Genomic DNA, 14,834 nt, shown 5'->3' with positions numbered 1-14,834 from the left:
AAATTCTTTCGCTAATTTGAGGCGAATACTATTAATTTGCTCTGATAATCTACGTTTTCTACGATTATAAATACTACGTTCAATTTTACAACTTAACGCATTAGGAAGATTTCGAAATAAATGATTTTCACTATCAATACCCATAAATTCAGCAGTTAAGACAAGACTTATGAGTTCTAAATCAAAAAGTTTAGGTCTTCTACGTTGATAAATTAAAAGTGTATCAGTTGATATTTTTCGTAGAACTTCCAATATTCTTTCGTAATTTGCAAGTAAGTTGTTCATTGTAAATGTTTTGTAGTTAAAACAATTTACTGATTTTCAATCAAATGAACAACTTTATTCTTTATTAATCAAAATGCACAACAGGTAGAAATTAATAAAAATAAATCATACTCAGACAGTATAATGATACCTGATGAAGATTGCGAGTATTGTTATTTTTACCCTATAATTGAAGAAAATACTATTTTAATGATAAGAAAAGATACATTGATTTATGATGAAAAAGGAGCTGTAAAATTGATTCATTAATTTTCTAAAGCGTCAAACCTTCTAAATCATCAATGGTCCCGTTGTAGATATTCACATCAACTTTATAACGTTTTACACCATCTATGGTTGCTTTTTCGGTAAATTGCCAAAAATCCCAATGCCCTTTCATTTCTTGGACCCAAAAATTGTAATTGGCAATCCAAATAATATAACCATCAAAATGATCTTGTAAATAATCTTCAAAATATTTATCTGATGTATAAATAATCGGTTTGATATCGTAATGCTCTTCAACAATTTTGCACCAATTCTTGATTCCTTCGACTAAACGATCCATGGATTGTGTTTTCGGTAAGGTTTCAATATCCAAAACTGGAGGCAAATCACCATTTTCTAATTTTACTTTTGCAATAAAATTTTGTGCTTGTAAAGTAGAGTTTTCATCTGGACGATAAAAATGATAAGCACCACGCAAAATATTATTTTCTTTTGCACCTTCCCAATTATCCTCAAAAGTCTCATCAATAGACGAAGTTCCCATTGTAGAACGGATAAAAGCAAAATTTATCGGATATAAATTGTAAATCGTATGCATTTTCGTCCAATCAATTTTTCCTTGATAATGCGAAACATCAACACCAAAAGTTTTGAGATAATATTTATCCATCACCTCAATATTTCGGATATCAAATTTTGTGACTTTACCATCAACCAATTTTTCGCCTTTCAACGATTTTTCTACAACCGAAAAATAGTAATGAATACCATGACGATAACGATATGTAAAATAAACAACGCACAAAATCAGTAAACTAATCACATAAGTCGAAAGTTTGATTTTTTTTAATGTACTAAAAATAGATTGTTGTGTTTTCTTTTTACGAGGCATTTTAGTAGTTGAAATAGATAAATTCTATGCAATATTACTTCAATTTTAGATGATAAAAAAAGTAAAATCTTCATTATCTTTGTTCAGTATGAAAAAATGGATATTAGCCGCAAGGCTTCGCACATTACCACTTTCTTTGAGTGGATTATTATTGGCTGGATTTATTGCAAAATCAGAAGGAATTTTTCGAAATGATATATTTTTCTTATCTCTTTTAACAACTTTGGCTTTCCAAATTTTATCAAATTTCGCGAATGATTATGGCGATGCGGTAAAAGGAACGGACGCAAATAGAGTAGGAGAGCAGCGTGCTGTAGCATCTGGATTGATAACTCAAAACCAAATGAAAATAGCTATTGGAATTATGGTTGCAATTTCTTTAGCTTGCGTTTCAGCATTGTTGTATGTATCTTTTTATCCAAATGATATGAAATATATTTACATTTTTCTTGGACTGGGAGTTGCGTCTATTTTTGCAGCAATGGCTTATACAATGGGAAAAAAACCATACGGATATATTGGTTTAGGTGATGTTTTTGTGTTCTTATTCTTTGGGATTTTAGCTGTTGCTGGTGGAGAATTTTTATATTCTAAAGTTTTTCAATGGCAAATTTTATTACCTGCAGCTTCGATGGGATGTTGGAGTGTAGCAGTGCTAAATTTGAACAATATGCGAGATGTGAAAAATGATGTCAAAAACAATAAAATTACTGTTGCATCAAAATTAGGTTTTCAAAAAAGTAAATATTACCAAATGGCTTTAATGACGATTCCGTTCGCATTAAGCGCATTATATGTAACGATGTCACCACTTAAACAAGGTAAATTATCTGGTTTTGTATTTTTAATTTTAATCTTTTTTGCGAACGCCATTCGTCGTCAAATTTTTGCAGTAAAAGATCCTAAAGATTTCGATCCATTCTTGAAACAAGTAGCAATGTTAGCTTTATTTTTCGCTGTATTATTAGGATATAGTTTAATCGGTTTCGATTTTATTGATACTTTAATTCGTTAATCACAAAAAAATATATAATGAAAATTCAATATTTAGGACATGCCTCGCTTGCGATTGAAGCAAACGGTAAACACATTATTGTTGATCCATTTATTACACCAAATGAATTAGCAAAGAATATCGATTTCGAAAGTTTAAAAGCGGATTATATTGTTATTACGCATGCGCATCAAGATCATGTGTATGATGTGGAAGAATTGGCAAAACGTACAGGAGCTTTGATTATTTCGAATGCAGAAATTGCTTCTTATTATTCGGAAAGAGGTTTAAAAGCACACGGAATGAATACAGGTGGTAAATTTAGTTTTGATTTTGGTTCGATTCAATCTACAATTGCATTTCATTCGAGTTCATTTGCTGATGGAACATATGGAGGAGATCCAAATGGTTACATTATCGAAAGTGAAGGAAAGCGAGTTTACATCGCTGGTGATACAGCTTTGACATACGAAATGAAGTTGATTCCGGATACAATTGGACAACTTGATTTAGCAATTTTACCAATCGGAGATAATTTTACGATGGGGGCAAAAAGTGCTTCTATTGCGGCAGAATATGTGCAAGCAACTAAGGTTTTGGGTTATCATTATGATACTTTTCCACCAATTAAAATTGATAAAGCAGAAGCGAAATCTATTTTCTTTTCGCGTCATATTCAATTGATTTTATTAGAAATTGGCGAAGATTTAACGGTTTAAGAAATTCTTTACAATATATAAAAGCTCGAGATAATCTCAAGCTTTTTTATTGATTTGATCTCGGTTGAAAAAGATTATCTTTGCCGCAATTATTCGATAAAATTTATGATTACAGTTAATGATATTGCCGTTCAATTCGGTTCTTCAACGTTGTTTAGTGGAGTTAGTTTTGTGATAAATGAAAATGACAAAATTGCCTTAATGGGTAAAAATGGTGCAGGAAAATCTACTTTACTTAAGATTGTTGCAGGAATCAATAAACCTTCTTTGGGAAATATTTCAGCACCAAAAGATGCGGTAATTGCATATTTGCCGCAACATTTGTTAACCGAAGATAATTGTTCTGTTCGCGAAGAAACGTCAAAAGCTTTTGCTGAATATTTATCAATGAAGAATGAAATTGATGAATTAAATGAGCAATTAACTGTACGAACTGATTACGAAAGTGATGATTATATGAAGCTAATCGAACGCGTTTCGGAAGTCAGTGAAAAATTTTATTCGATAGAAGAAGTAAATTACGAAGCCGAAGTGGAAAAGGTTTTGAAAGGAATGGGATTTGCGCAAGAAGATTTGGATCGATCAACTTCTGAGTTTTCGGGAGGTTGGCGTATGCGAATCGAATTGGCTAAAATTCTTTTGCGTAAACCTGATTTGATTTTATTAGATGAGCCTACAAACCACTTGGATATCGAATCAATTCAATGGTTAGAGGATTTCTTGAAAAATCAAGCCAAAGCTGTTATGGTGATTTCGCACGACCGCACGTTTGTCGATAATATTACAAATCGCACTATTGAAGTTACAATGGGACGAATTTATGATTACAAAGCCAAATATTCTGACTATTTAGTGTTGCGTCAAGATCGTAGAATTCATCAGCAAAAAGCTTATGATGAGCAACAAAAATTCATAGCCGAAAATAAATTATTTATCGAACGTTTTCGCGGAACTTTCTCTAAAACAGAACAAGTACAATCACGCGTTCGTATGTTAGAAAAGTTAGATATTATCGAGGTTGATGAGGTTGATACTTCAGCTTTGAAATTGAAATTCCCTGCGGCTGCACGTTCTGGGCAATATCCTGTTGTAGTCGAAAATTTAGATAAATCGTATGGTGATCATATTGTGTTTAAGGATGCAAATATGGTCATCGAACGAGGACAAAAAGTGGCGTTGGTTGGGAAAAATGGTGAAGGAAAATCAACAATGATTAAAGCGATTATGAATGAAATTGATTTTGAAGGAAAATTAGAAATTGGTCATAATGCACAAATCGGATATTTTGCTCAAAATCAAGCTGCTTTATTAGATGAAGATTTAACTATTTTCGAAACTGTAGATCGCATTGCAGAAGGTGATATCAGAACACAAATTAAAAATATTTTGGGTGCATTCATGTTCAAAGGTGATGATATCGATAAGAAAGTAAAAGTGCTTTCTGGAGGAGAAAAAACACGTTTGGCAATGGTAAAATTGTTGTTAGAACCTTATAATGTCTTGATTTTAGATGAGCCAACAAATCACTTGGATATGAAAACAAAGGATATTATCAAAGATGCGTTGAAAGAATTTGAAGGAACAGTAATTTTAGTTTCTCACGATCGTGATTTCCTAGATGGATTGGCAGAGAAAGTTTTCGAATTTGGAAATAAACGTGTCAAAGAACATTTCGAAGATATCAAAGGTTTTCTTGCAACAAAGAAAATGGAAAACTTGAAAGAAATAGAAAAGTAAATTTTAGATAAAAACAAAAAATCCACTCAACTGAGTGGATTTTTTTATGCTTGTTTTTTCACGAATTTCGTTAAAATAACGATTAATTGTCCGTCAACTTTTCCTTCAATTTGTTCGGTATTATCATGAACTAAACGAATGTTTCGAACAGCAGTTCCAATTTTTGCATTGATAGAAGAACCTTTTACATCCAAATCTTTAATCAATGTCACCGTATCTCCATTCACCAAAATATTTCCATTGCTATCTTTGTGCAAATCCACACTTCCGTCACCTTCGTGATCGCCAGAAGCTTTTGCCCACTCCATATTTTCGTCATCTAAATACATCATGTCTAAAGCATCAGCAGCCCAAGATTCGTTTCTAAAGCGATTTAGCATTCGCCAAGAAAGCACTTGTACGGCAGGAACTTCGCTCCACATAGAAGAAAGTAAAAATGATTCCCAAAAAGAAGCATCTAATTCCTCTTTCTTTTCAATTTGGTTGATACATTTTTGTGTAATGTAAACATTTCGATCAGGATTACTACTTGCATCAGGATTCACTTCATAAATAGCTAAATCCTCTGTAAATCCTGTCAACTCACATTGGTTGCCACTTCTTTCTTGTAAAAATGTTTCTAATTTCATATGTTGATTTTAAAGCTTTGCAAAGATAACCTTTATTTAGAATTTAAACTTTTAAGGATTTTTAATCAGAATTATTTAAATTCGTTAAGAATAAAATTCAACCTTAAAATATGTTAGTAAAGAAAAACTCAGGTGAGTTAATTCCATATAATCCAAAAGCTTTAAAACGTTCATTAACGAAATCTGGCGCAAAAAAAGAGGAAGTTGAAGAAGTTTTCGAATTAGTTTCGAAAGATCTTTACGAGGGTATTCCGACAAGAGAATTGTATAAAATTGCTTTTGCCCATCTCAAAAATTATAGAAATTCGTATGCGGCGCGTTATAGCTTGAAAAGAGCTTTGCGAGATTTGGGACCAGAAGGATACTATTTCGAAAAGTGGATTGGAAAAGTGATGCAAGCGGCAGGATATCAATCTTTGCATTCAGAAATTGTACAAGGAAATGCGGTAACGCACGAAATAGATGTGGTGGCTTCTAAAGGTGATCAGTTACTTTTTTGCGAATGTAAATTTAGAAATGACGAAGATGCCAAAATTTCGGTGACAACACCGATGTATTTTTTATCACGAATGAAAGATGTAGAAGGTCATACGTATCATTTTTTTGGACGAGATATGAAACCAACAAAAGGTTTCTTGGTAACAAATGCTTATTTGACAACTGATAGTATAGATTTTGCAAATTATTATGGAATTGGATTAATTTCTTGGGATTATCCAGAAACAAATAGTATCAAATATTTGGTTGATAATGCGGCTTTGTATCCAATTACATGTTTAACGACTTTGACGCCAGAGCAAGAAAAAGTTCTTTTGTCAAAAGAATGTATTTTGGTGAAAGATTTAAAACAAAATAATAAGTTTTTAGATTCATTAAATTTGTCTCAAGAACAACGAAACGAAGTTTTGGAAGAAACGAATGAATTGTTAGAAATCGAGAATTTTACGTGCGAAATTGCTTAAAATGAAATAAAAAAGAAGCTCAATATTGAGCTTCTTTTGCTTTATAATTCTTTAAAAATCTCAAAACTATCTTTGTGATCGCACCAAAATTCATCCAAATTAATCATTCGATCTTTTAGGAACGGAATAATTTGCGGCCAATCGGTTTCTCTAAAAATACTAATGTTTTCTAAACGTATTTTTATTGTCGAAATCATTTTTCCGTCTTCGTCATAATCTTCTTTTGTCCAAATCCATTTTTCGCCAAGATAATTTTCCAAAACATTTTCATATTCCTCAAACTGTTCATAGATCATCAGTTGAACTGACGGATCTGGATGCGAAATTTCAATCGAAACCTCTGCAAACTTGCGTTCGACATCCGTTCTAAAATAAACACCTTTTATATCCGTTTTGTAATTTATCCAATTAATACGCGTTCCTTCGGCATTCATCTGCAATTTCATATACGTTCCATACGAAATCCAAAAATCCTTTTTTATGCGATAAGCATCTTCTTTTGAAAACAAATTGATTATTTTTTTACAAAAATCGGTTTAATATTCTATTCAACAAAATTTCGAGAAAAATAGCTTGGATTGATTCTTGTTCTATTACATTTGAACAAATATTTTTAAAAAGTAAATATGAAACTATTTTCTTTCCTTGGTTTAATGGGAATTTTGGCTTTTTCTACTGTAAATGCACAATCTGTGGAAACTGTAAAATATGAAGCTTTACACGAAAAAATCACAACTTATAAAGATCAAGTTGTTGTCGTTAATTTTTGGGCAACATGGTGTGCTCCTTGCGTTGAAGAAATTCCTGCATTTATGGAAATTAATGAAAAATACAAAGACAATCCCAATTTCAAAATGCTGTTGGTATCTTTGGATCGACCAAAAGTATTGGATAAAGTAAAGAAATTTATAACAGATTATCACATCAATACAGAAGTTGTTTTACTGGATGACACCAAGCGGATGAATGAATGGATTCCTTCTTTCGATTCCAAGTGGGGTGGAAATATTCCTGTTACAATTATTTACAATAAAGGAGAAAAAGTTGTTTTTCATGATCAAGCCATGACCAAATACGAACTGGAGGATGAAATCAATGAAATTCTTCCATAAAATCAGATGTGATATTTTTTCAATTTAACTTCCATTCTTGCAAACTATTATGTACCTGTAATTGTTTCTATTGTTAAAATATGATTTTATTCATGTTTTTAATAAATATTATTGTATTTTTAGTAGACACTAATTAAATAACACTAATTAAATAACAATAATATGAACAAACTTATCTTTACATTAGCTACACTTGCTGTATTCACAGCTTGTAGTGATGACACTAAAAACGAAATGGATCCTCAAGCAGAATCTGCTAATCAAAAAGTTGCAAGTCGAACGTGCGCTTCTGATGAAGTTTTAAAATTACAGCTATCAGAAAATCCTAATCTGGCCTCAAAAATGGCAGATATTGAAGCCCATGCCCAAAACTTTGAAAAAATGCAAGGAAAACTAGTCAATGGAACTATTGTTATCCCTGTTGTTGTAAATGTTTTGTATAAAACGGCCGCTGAAAATATTTCTTTAGCTCAGATTCAATCTCAAATTGATGTTTTAAATAAAGATTTCAATGCACAGAATGCTGATTTTTCACAGGTACCCGCTTTGTTTTCAAATGTAAAAGCAAATGTTGGGATTAAATTTGAATTAGAAACGGTGAACAGAAAACAAACAACAAAAACTTCTTGGGGAACAAATGATGCCATGAAGAAAAGTACAGGAATTCTGCCAACTTCCCCTACAACAAAACTTAATTTATGGGTTTGTACAATCGGAAGTGGTATTCTGGGTTATGCACAATTTCCCGGGGGTAGTTCTGCAACAGACGGAGTGGTAATTGATTCAAGATATTTTGGAAATACAGGAACAGCAACTTACCCGTTCAATTTAGGGAGAACAGCTACTCATGAAGTTGGGCACTGGATGAATTTACGTCACATTTGGGGAGATGGTGGTGGATGTCTAACAGATTATGTGAACGATACGCCTTATCATAATGCACCAAACTATGGTGTCCCTGCATACCCTCATTATAGTACATGTTCAGGATCTCCTGTCGAAATGACCATGAATTATATGGATTATAGTGACGATAGAGGATTATATATGTTCTCTGAAGGACAAAAAAGTAGAATGTTATCTATTTTCAGTCCGGGAGGTGCACGCTATAGCTTCGCTCAATAACATCAGGATAATTAAATATAGTAGTAAAAAACTCTTGAATGAATAGTTCAGGAGTTTTTTATTTTTTGTAAGTTTATCTAAACTTAAAACTACAAAAATGAATAAAAAACATATCAGAAAAGATGTCATTCAGCATCTTATTCAACTTAAACAAGATGAAATAAACGCCTTAAAAGAATCGGAGCGAATTTATACTGAAAGTGCTGATTTAGATGAAGAATCGAGTTTAGAGCTTGATGATTTTGCACAACAAAGTCAGTCGACAGATTCCGCCAGAAATTTACAAATAAGAATTAATCAAGCAACAGAAGATTTAAATAACTTCAGAGTACTTCGCCCTGAGTTGATTGATGAAATAACGGAAGGAAATGTTGTTTTGACTGACAAAGTTAATTTTGTCATTGGTTTATCTTTCAAAGATTTCGAATGGGAAAATAAAAAGTTTGTAGGAATTAGTACACAAGCACCTATTTTTGAAGCGTTGGTTGGAAAACGAGCCGGCGATAAAATAGAATTTAATGGAATAAAATATACCATAGAAGAAATATTATAGCATGCCAAAAATACATACAATAGACCTGAATTTTCAAAATGAAAAGGAAGCTATCGCAACTTATTTAATCGAAACAGAACAGGGACCGGTTTTAGTCGATCCGGGCCCATACTCCACTTTCGAAAATCTGAAAACAGGAATAGAAGCTTTAGGTTGGCGGGTAATCGATATTGAAAACATATTAATTACACATATTCATTTTGATCACGCTGGTGCTGCATGGAAATTTACAGAACATGGCGCAACAATTTTTTTAAATCCGATTGGTTTACCGCATCTGAAAAATCCTGAGAAATTGTGGGAATCTGCAAAAATGATTTATGGTGACGATATGGATCGTTTGTGGGGAGAAATGAAACCAATTGACGAAGAATATTTGGTTGGTTTGGCAGATGGACAAAGTGTGGAGTTTGGTGATGCTGTTTTTCAGACTGTTTATACGCCTGGACATGCTGTTCATCACAATGCTTATGTGTTGGACGATGTTATTTTTACAGGTGATGTAGCGGGGGTGAAGATAGAAAATGGACCTGTTTCGCCTCCTTGTCCGCCGCCAGATATTAATATTGAATTGTGGAAAGAATCGATTGCTAAATTGAGAAAAATTAATGCAAAAGGAATTTATCCGACGCATTATGGTTATCACGAAGATTTAGAAAATCATTTTGATCAATTAGAAAAAGCTTTAGATGATTGGTCAAATTATATCAAACCGATGTATGATGATAAAATTCCGACCGAAGAAATTGTCCCTGTTTTTGTCGATTATGTCACAAAAAACTATAAAGACTTAGGTTTAACAGAAGATCAAATTCAGGTGTATGAATATGCCAATCCATGCTGGATGTCTGTTAATGGACTAATGCGTTATTGGAAATTAAAAGAACAAGGAAGATTATAAAACGAAAAGCTGTCAAAAATTTTTGACAGCTTTTTTATAGTGTTTAAAACTGAACGATGATTATAATCGAATTAATTTATCTTTTGCAACTTGATAATCTACTAATAAATCGTCGAAAACTTCTGCAACTGTCGGAATAGAATCGATTAATGACGAAACTTGACCAATTTCTAATTCTCCATTTACCAAATCGCCTTCAAACATTCCTTTCTTAGAACGTCCTCTACCCAAAAGTTCTTTCAAATCTTCTGCGGTTGTGCCTTGTTGATATTTTTCTTGAACTTGATTATAAAACTCATTTTTAATCAATCGAACAGGAGCCAATTCTTTCAATGTAAGTTGCGTGTCACCTTCTTGCGCATTTACAATCACATCTTTGAAAGCTTGATTAGCAGAAGATTCCTGAGTTGCAGCAAAACGAGAACCAATTTGTACTCCATCTGCACCTAATGCAAATGCTGCTAAAATTTGAGAACCTGTTCCAATTCCTCCAGCAGCAATTAATGGAATATCGATTTGACGTTTCACATTCGGAATAAGACAAAGTGTAGTGGTTTCTTCTCTGCCATTATGTCCGCCAGCTTCAAAACCTTCTGCCACGACAGCATCCACTCCTGCATCTTGAGATTTTAATGCAAATTTGGCACTACTGACAACATGTGCAACAGTTATTCCTTCTTTTTTTAAAGTTTCTGTCCACGTTTTTGGATTTCCGGCAGAAGTAAAAACAACTTTTACACCTTCCTCCACAATAATTTGCATAATTTCTTCAATATTCGGATAAAGCATTGGAACATTAACGCCAAAAGAATGATTTGTAGCAGCTTTACACTTCTTTATATGCTCGCGTAAAACATCAGGATACATGCTTCCAGCACCTATTAAACCTAGTCCTCCAGCATTACTTACAGCTGACGCTAATCGCCAACCACTATTCCAAATCATACCACCTTGAATAATTGGATATTTTATTGCAAATAATTTTGTTATATTCGTGTCCATTTTCGTTATATTTAGGCATAAAATTAAATAAATATAGAGAACGAAAAAATTTAATTTTAACATAAATACTGACAGTTTGACTTTGGCAGATTATTTGATTTGCAAAAAATCAAATTTTAGAAAATAAATTAGAGTTTAATTGTCTCTACTAATAATAAAAAATATAAGCTATGTATTGGACTTTAGAATTAGCATCTTATTTAAGTGATGCACCTTGGCCAGCAACAAAAGATGAATTAATTGATTACGCAATTCGTACTGGTGCACCTTTGGAAGTTGTAGAAAACTTACAATCTATTGAGGATGAAGGAGATTCTTACGAAAGCATTGAAGAAATTTGGGCTGACTATCCAACGGACGACGATTTCCTTTGGAACGAGGACGAATATTAAAAATAAAAAAGCCCAAATTGGGGCTTTTTTCGATTCTATAATCTATAACTAACATAGTTAACGTATATTTGCATCTTAATTAGTCTCAAATATATTGTGGCTAATTTTGACGAAGAACGCAGAAAAATATGAATATTTTAAACAAAATTTTACAAGGTTTCTTAGGTGATAAGAATGCCAAAGATGTAAAAGAATTACGAAAATATGTTGACTTAGCGAATGAAGCTGGTCAAAAGCTTAGTTCATTATCAATTGATGAATTAAGAGGGCAAACTTTAGAGTTTAAAGCTAAATTAGCTGATGCGACTAAAGATTTCAAAACTCAAATTGAAGAGTTAAAAAAACAAGTTGAGGAAACAGAAGATTTTGGTGTAAAAGAAGATTTATACGCTAAAATTGATAAAATCAATAAAGAAGCATACGAAGTAGAAGAGAAGATTTTATTAGAAATCTTACCAGAAGCTTTTGCTGTAATGCGCGAAACAGGGAAACGTTTTACTGAAAACGAAACGTTAGAAGTTACAGCTTCTGAGTTTGATAAAGTTTTGGTAAATCGTGGACACGATTTCGTTTCTCTTAAAGATGATAATACTGCAATCTGGAAAAACTCTTGGGATGCAGCAGGTCGTCAAGTAACATGGGATATGTCTCATTACGATGTTCAGTTTATTGGAGGTACCGCTTTACACTTAGGTCGTATTGCGGAGATGCAAACAGGGGAAGGTAAAACGTTGGTTGCAACTTTACCTATTTACTTAAATGCACTAACTGGTCGTGGAGTTCACTTAGTAACGGTGAATGATTACTTGGCAAAACGTGATATGGCGTGGATGCGTCCAATTTTCTCTTTTCATGGTTTATCAGTAGATTGTATCGATAATCACCAACCAAACTCTCCAGGTCGTCGCGATGCGTATGCATCTGATATTGTTTATGGAACAAATAACGAATTTGGTTTCGACTATTTACGTGACAATATGGCAAATACACCAGATGCTTTGGTACAACGTGAATTAAATTTTGCGATTGTCGATGAGGTCGATTCAGTTTTAATTGATGATGCTCGTACACCATTGATTATTTCTGGTCCAGTTCCACAAGGAGATCGTCACGAATTTGATGTATTAAGACCAAAAATTGATCGTTTATATCAAATGCAACGTGAGATGTTAGGAAAAACATTAAACGAAGCAAAAACATTATTCAAACAAGGAGATTTAAAAGAAGGTGGTTTCAAATTATACCAAGTTTACCGTGGTTTACCAAAATACAAACCATTAATCAAATTCTTATCTCAAGATGGTATTCGTGCTCAATTACAAAAAACAGAAGCGCATTTTATTCAGGATAATAACCGTGAAATGCCAAAAGTTGACGAGCATTTATACTTTGTTATTGATGAAAAACAAAATCAATCAGATTTAACAGATAAAGGAATCGAGTATTTGTCTAAAGGAATGGAAGATGAGAATTTCTTCATTTTACCAGATGTTTCGACAAATATTGGAGCAATTGAAAATTCAGGAAAAACTAAAGAAGAAATTCTTCAAATGAAAGAAGAATTTTTCCGTGATTTCTCAATCAAATCTGAGCGTATCCATACTTTAAGCCAATTGTTAAAAGCATATACATTATTCGAAAAAGATATCGAGTATGTTGTGGTTGAAGGTGAAGTAAAAATCGTTGACGAATCGACAGGTCGTATTATGGATGGTCGTCGTTATTCGGATGGATTGCACCAAGCAATTGAAGCGAAAGAGAATGTAAAAATTGAAGCAGCTACACAAACGTTTGCGACAATTACATTACAAAACTATTTCCGTATGTACAATAAGTTAGGAGGTATGACTGGTACAGCGGAAACTGAGGCAGGTGAGTTCTGGGAAATTTACAAATTAGATGTTGTTTCTATTCCAACAAACCGCCCAATTTTACGTAACGATAAAAACGATATTGTTTTCAAAACAAATCGTGAAAAATATAAAGCAGTAATCGAGGAAATTGTTCGTTTATCTCAAGATGACAAACGTCCAGTTTTAGTTGGAACAACTAATGTTGAGATTTCTGAGTTATTATCAAAAGCATTAAAATTACGTGGAATTAATCACAATGTTTTAAATGCAAAATTACACAAAAGCGAGGCTGATATTGTAACAGAAGCTGGTAAACCAGGAGCTGTAACAATTGCAACGAATATGGCTGGTCGTGGTACCGATATTAAATTAACGAAAGAAGTAAAAGAATCTGGAGGTTTAGCAATTATTGGTACTGAACGTCACGATTCTCGTCGTGTAGACCGTCAGTTACGTGGTCGTGCTGGTCGTCAAGGAGATCCAGGATCATCTCAATTCTTCGTTTCATTAGAAGATTCATTAATGCGTTTATTCGGTTCAGAAAGAATTGCAAAATTAATGGACCGTATGGGACACAAAGATGGTGATGTGATTGAACATTCTATGATTACAAAATCTATCGAGCGTGCACAGAAAAAAGTAGAAGAAAATAACTTCGGTATTCGTAAACGTTTGTTAGAGTATGATGATGTAATGAATAAACAACGTGAAGTAATTTACAAACGTCGTCACAATGCATTGTTCGGAGATCGTTTGGAAGTTGATATTGCAAATATGATTTATGATGTTGCGGCTTCTGTTGTAAAATCTAACAAAGATTTCGAAGATTTTGATCAATATGAATTAGATTTAATTAAATTCTTTACAATGGGAACTCCTGTTACTGAAGATGAATTTAGATCTAAATCAATCAAAGATTTAACAAATATTACGTACGACGCAGCAATTGAAGATTACAAAGCACGTATGAAATATGTTGCAGAAACAGCTTTCCCAGTAATTTCGAATGTTTTCGAGAATCAAGGACATATGTTCTCTCGTATTCAAGTACCATTTACAGACGGAATTCGTCAAATGACAGTTGTTTGTGATTTGAAAGAAGCATACGAATCTCAAGGTAAAACTTTAATAAAAGATTTCGAAAAATCAGTTGTATTAAGTTTGATTGATGATAACTGGAAAGAGCATTTACGTGATGTTGATGACTTACGTAAAACGTCTCAAAATGCGGTTTACGAACAAAAAGATCCATTGGTTGTTTACAAACAAGAGTCTTTCCATATCTTCCAAAGAATGTTAGACACAGTGAACAAAGAAATTATTTCGTTCTTGTTCAAAGGAGAATTACCAAATACTCAAAAAGAAGAATCTGTAGAGGAAACTGAATCAGTAAACTAAAAAGATTTTTTTATATAACTTTAACCCTTTCTGAAATTTTCTGAAAGGGTTTTTTAGTATTTTTACATTAACT

The 14,834-nt window shown here is 32.9% G+C and carries 14 protein-coding genes and 1 pseudogene; 10 read left to right on the top strand and 5 right to left on the bottom strand.

Annotated features, from left to right (window positions below; genetic code table 11):
• Positions 1-285, bottom strand: a pseudogene (locus B3578_RS03990) (IS982 family transposase); the annotation flags it as partial.
• A gap of 253 nt (positions 286-538) precedes the next feature.
• Positions 539-1,384, bottom strand: coding sequence for a glycoside hydrolase family 25 protein (locus B3578_RS03985; RefSeq protein ID WP_114999709.1), 846 nt, complete (start codon positions 1,382-1,384; stop codon positions 539-541).
• Positions 1,385-1,472: 88 nt separating this feature from the next.
• Between B3578_RS03985 and menA the strand changes: the two genes are divergently transcribed.
• From menA to B3578_RS03970, 3 genes are all read left to right on the top strand, one after another.
• Positions 1,473-2,399: a 1,4-dihydroxy-2-naphthoate octaprenyltransferase gene (menA, locus tag B3578_RS03980; protein WP_114999711.1), complete on the top strand. Its 927-nt coding sequence runs from the start codon at positions 1,473-1,475 to the stop codon at positions 2,397-2,399.
• A 17-nt stretch (positions 2,400-2,416) separates the two neighbouring features.
• Positions 2,417-3,097: a metal-dependent hydrolase gene (locus B3578_RS03975; RefSeq protein ID WP_038332212.1), complete on the top strand. Its 681-nt coding sequence runs from the start codon at positions 2,417-2,419 to the stop codon at positions 3,095-3,097.
• A 105-nt stretch (positions 3,098-3,202) separates the two neighbouring features.
• Positions 3,203-4,834, top strand: a complete 1,632-nt coding sequence (locus tag B3578_RS03970) for an ABC-F family ATP-binding cassette domain-containing protein (RefSeq protein ID WP_291047093.1) — start codon at positions 3,203-3,205, stop codon at positions 4,832-4,834.
• 44 nt (positions 4,835-4,878) lie between these two features.
• Here B3578_RS03970 and B3578_RS03965 read toward each other — a convergent pair whose 3' ends face one another.
• A complete protein-coding gene (locus tag B3578_RS03965; RefSeq protein WP_291047092.1) occupies positions 4,879-5,463 on the bottom strand; it encodes a PhnA domain-containing protein in 585 nt (194 codons plus the stop codon).
• A 110-nt stretch (positions 5,464-5,573) separates the two neighbouring features.
• Between B3578_RS03965 and B3578_RS03960 the strand changes: the two genes are divergently transcribed.
• Complete coding sequence (locus B3578_RS03960) at positions 5,574-6,425, top strand: ATP cone domain-containing protein (protein WP_125350186.1); 852 nt, start codon at positions 5,574-5,576, stop codon at positions 6,423-6,425.
• A gap of 41 nt (positions 6,426-6,466) precedes the next feature.
• Here B3578_RS03960 and B3578_RS03955 read toward each other — a convergent pair whose 3' ends face one another.
• Positions 6,467-6,934, bottom strand: a complete 468-nt coding sequence (locus tag B3578_RS03955; protein WP_125350185.1) for a DUF4268 domain-containing protein — start codon at positions 6,932-6,934, stop codon at positions 6,467-6,469.
• A 117-nt stretch (positions 6,935-7,051) separates the two neighbouring features.
• Here B3578_RS03955 and B3578_RS03950 point away from each other — a divergent pair, with 117 nt between their 5' ends.
• The 4 genes from B3578_RS03950 to B3578_RS03935 all read left to right on the top strand — a co-directional run bounded on the left by B3578_RS03950 (position 7,052) and on the right by B3578_RS03935 (position 10,116).
• A complete protein-coding gene (locus B3578_RS03950) occupies positions 7,052-7,537 on the top strand; it encodes a TlpA family protein disulfide reductase (RefSeq protein WP_280037360.1) in 486 nt (161 codons plus the stop codon).
• A gap of 162 nt (positions 7,538-7,699) precedes the next feature.
• Entirely contained in the window at positions 7,700-8,662 is a 963-nt protein-coding gene (locus B3578_RS03945; RefSeq protein ID WP_219035149.1) for a zinc metalloprotease, read from the top strand.
• Positions 8,663-8,759: 97 nt separating this feature from the next.
• Entirely contained in the window at positions 8,760-9,215 is a 456-nt protein-coding gene (locus B3578_RS03940) for a GreA/GreB family elongation factor (protein ID WP_219035148.1), read from the top strand.
• Between the two features lies 1 nt (position 9,216).
• Positions 9,217-10,116 (top strand): MBL fold metallo-hydrolase, encoded by a 900-nt coding sequence (locus tag B3578_RS03935; protein ID WP_219035147.1) that lies wholly within the window; start codon positions 9,217-9,219, stop codon positions 10,114-10,116.
• A gap of 60 nt (positions 10,117-10,176) precedes the next feature.
• Here B3578_RS03935 and B3578_RS03930 read toward each other — a convergent pair whose 3' ends face one another.
• A complete protein-coding gene (locus B3578_RS03930) occupies positions 10,177-11,118 on the bottom strand; it encodes an NAD(P)H-dependent flavin oxidoreductase (RefSeq protein WP_219035146.1) in 942 nt (313 codons plus the stop codon).
• Between the two features lie 170 nt (positions 11,119-11,288).
• On the opposite strand from B3578_RS03930, the gene B3578_RS03925 reads away from it, so the two are divergent.
• A complete protein-coding gene (locus tag B3578_RS03925) occupies positions 11,289-11,510 on the top strand; it encodes a DUF2795 domain-containing protein (RefSeq protein WP_019976296.1) in 222 nt (73 codons plus the stop codon).
• Positions 11,511-11,638: 128 nt separating this feature from the next.
• On the top strand, positions 11,639-14,761 hold the full coding sequence (secA, locus tag B3578_RS03920; protein WP_125350181.1) for a preprotein translocase subunit SecA: 3,123 nt from the start codon (positions 11,639-11,641) through the stop codon (positions 14,759-14,761).
• Positions 14,762-14,834 lie beyond the last annotated feature (73 nt).

Source organism: Empedobacter sp. UBA1574 (assembly GCF_002322895.1).
GTDB lineage: Bacteria > Bacteroidota > Bacteroidia > Flavobacteriales > Weeksellaceae > Empedobacter > Empedobacter falsenii_B.
This window is presented reverse-complemented; position numbering and strand designations above follow the sequence as displayed.

Bases quoted from the DNA above. Each gene is read 5' to 3' on its own strand.
- B3578_RS03985 (WP_114999709.1), bottom strand. From the start codon at position 1,384: ATGCCTCGTAAAAAGAAAACACAACAATCTATTTTTAGTACATTAAAA.
- menA (WP_114999711.1), top strand. From the start codon at position 1,473: ATGAAAAAATGGATATTAGCCGCAAGGCTTCGCACATTACCACTTTCT.
- B3578_RS03975 (WP_038332212.1), top strand. From the start codon at position 2,417: ATGAAAATTCAATATTTAGGACATGCCTCGCTTGCGATTGAAGCAAAC.
- B3578_RS03970 (WP_291047093.1), top strand. From the start codon at position 3,203: ATGATTACAGTTAATGATATTGCCGTTCAATTCGGTTCTTCAACGTTG.
- B3578_RS03965 (WP_291047092.1), bottom strand. From the start codon at position 5,463: ATGAAATTAGAAACATTTTTACAAGAAAGAAGTGGCAACCAATGTGAG.
- B3578_RS03960 (WP_125350186.1), top strand. From the start codon at position 5,574: ATGTTAGTAAAGAAAAACTCAGGTGAGTTAATTCCATATAATCCAAAA.
- B3578_RS03950 (WP_280037360.1), top strand. From the start codon at position 7,052: ATGAAACTATTTTCTTTCCTTGGTTTAATGGGAATTTTGGCTTTTTCT.
- B3578_RS03945 (WP_219035149.1), top strand. From the start codon at position 7,700: ATGAACAAACTTATCTTTACATTAGCTACACTTGCTGTATTCACAGCT.
- B3578_RS03940 (WP_219035148.1), top strand. From the start codon at position 8,760: ATGAATAAAAAACATATCAGAAAAGATGTCATTCAGCATCTTATTCAA.
- B3578_RS03935 (WP_219035147.1), top strand. From the start codon at position 9,217: ATGCCAAAAATACATACAATAGACCTGAATTTTCAAAATGAAAAGGAA.
- B3578_RS03930 (WP_219035146.1), bottom strand. From the start codon at position 11,118: ATGGACACGAATATAACAAAATTATTTGCAATAAAATATCCAATTATT.
- B3578_RS03925 (WP_019976296.1), top strand. From the start codon at position 11,289: ATGTATTGGACTTTAGAATTAGCATCTTATTTAAGTGATGCACCTTGG.
- secA (WP_125350181.1), top strand. From the start codon at position 11,639: ATGAATATTTTAAACAAAATTTTACAAGGTTTCTTAGGTGATAAGAAT.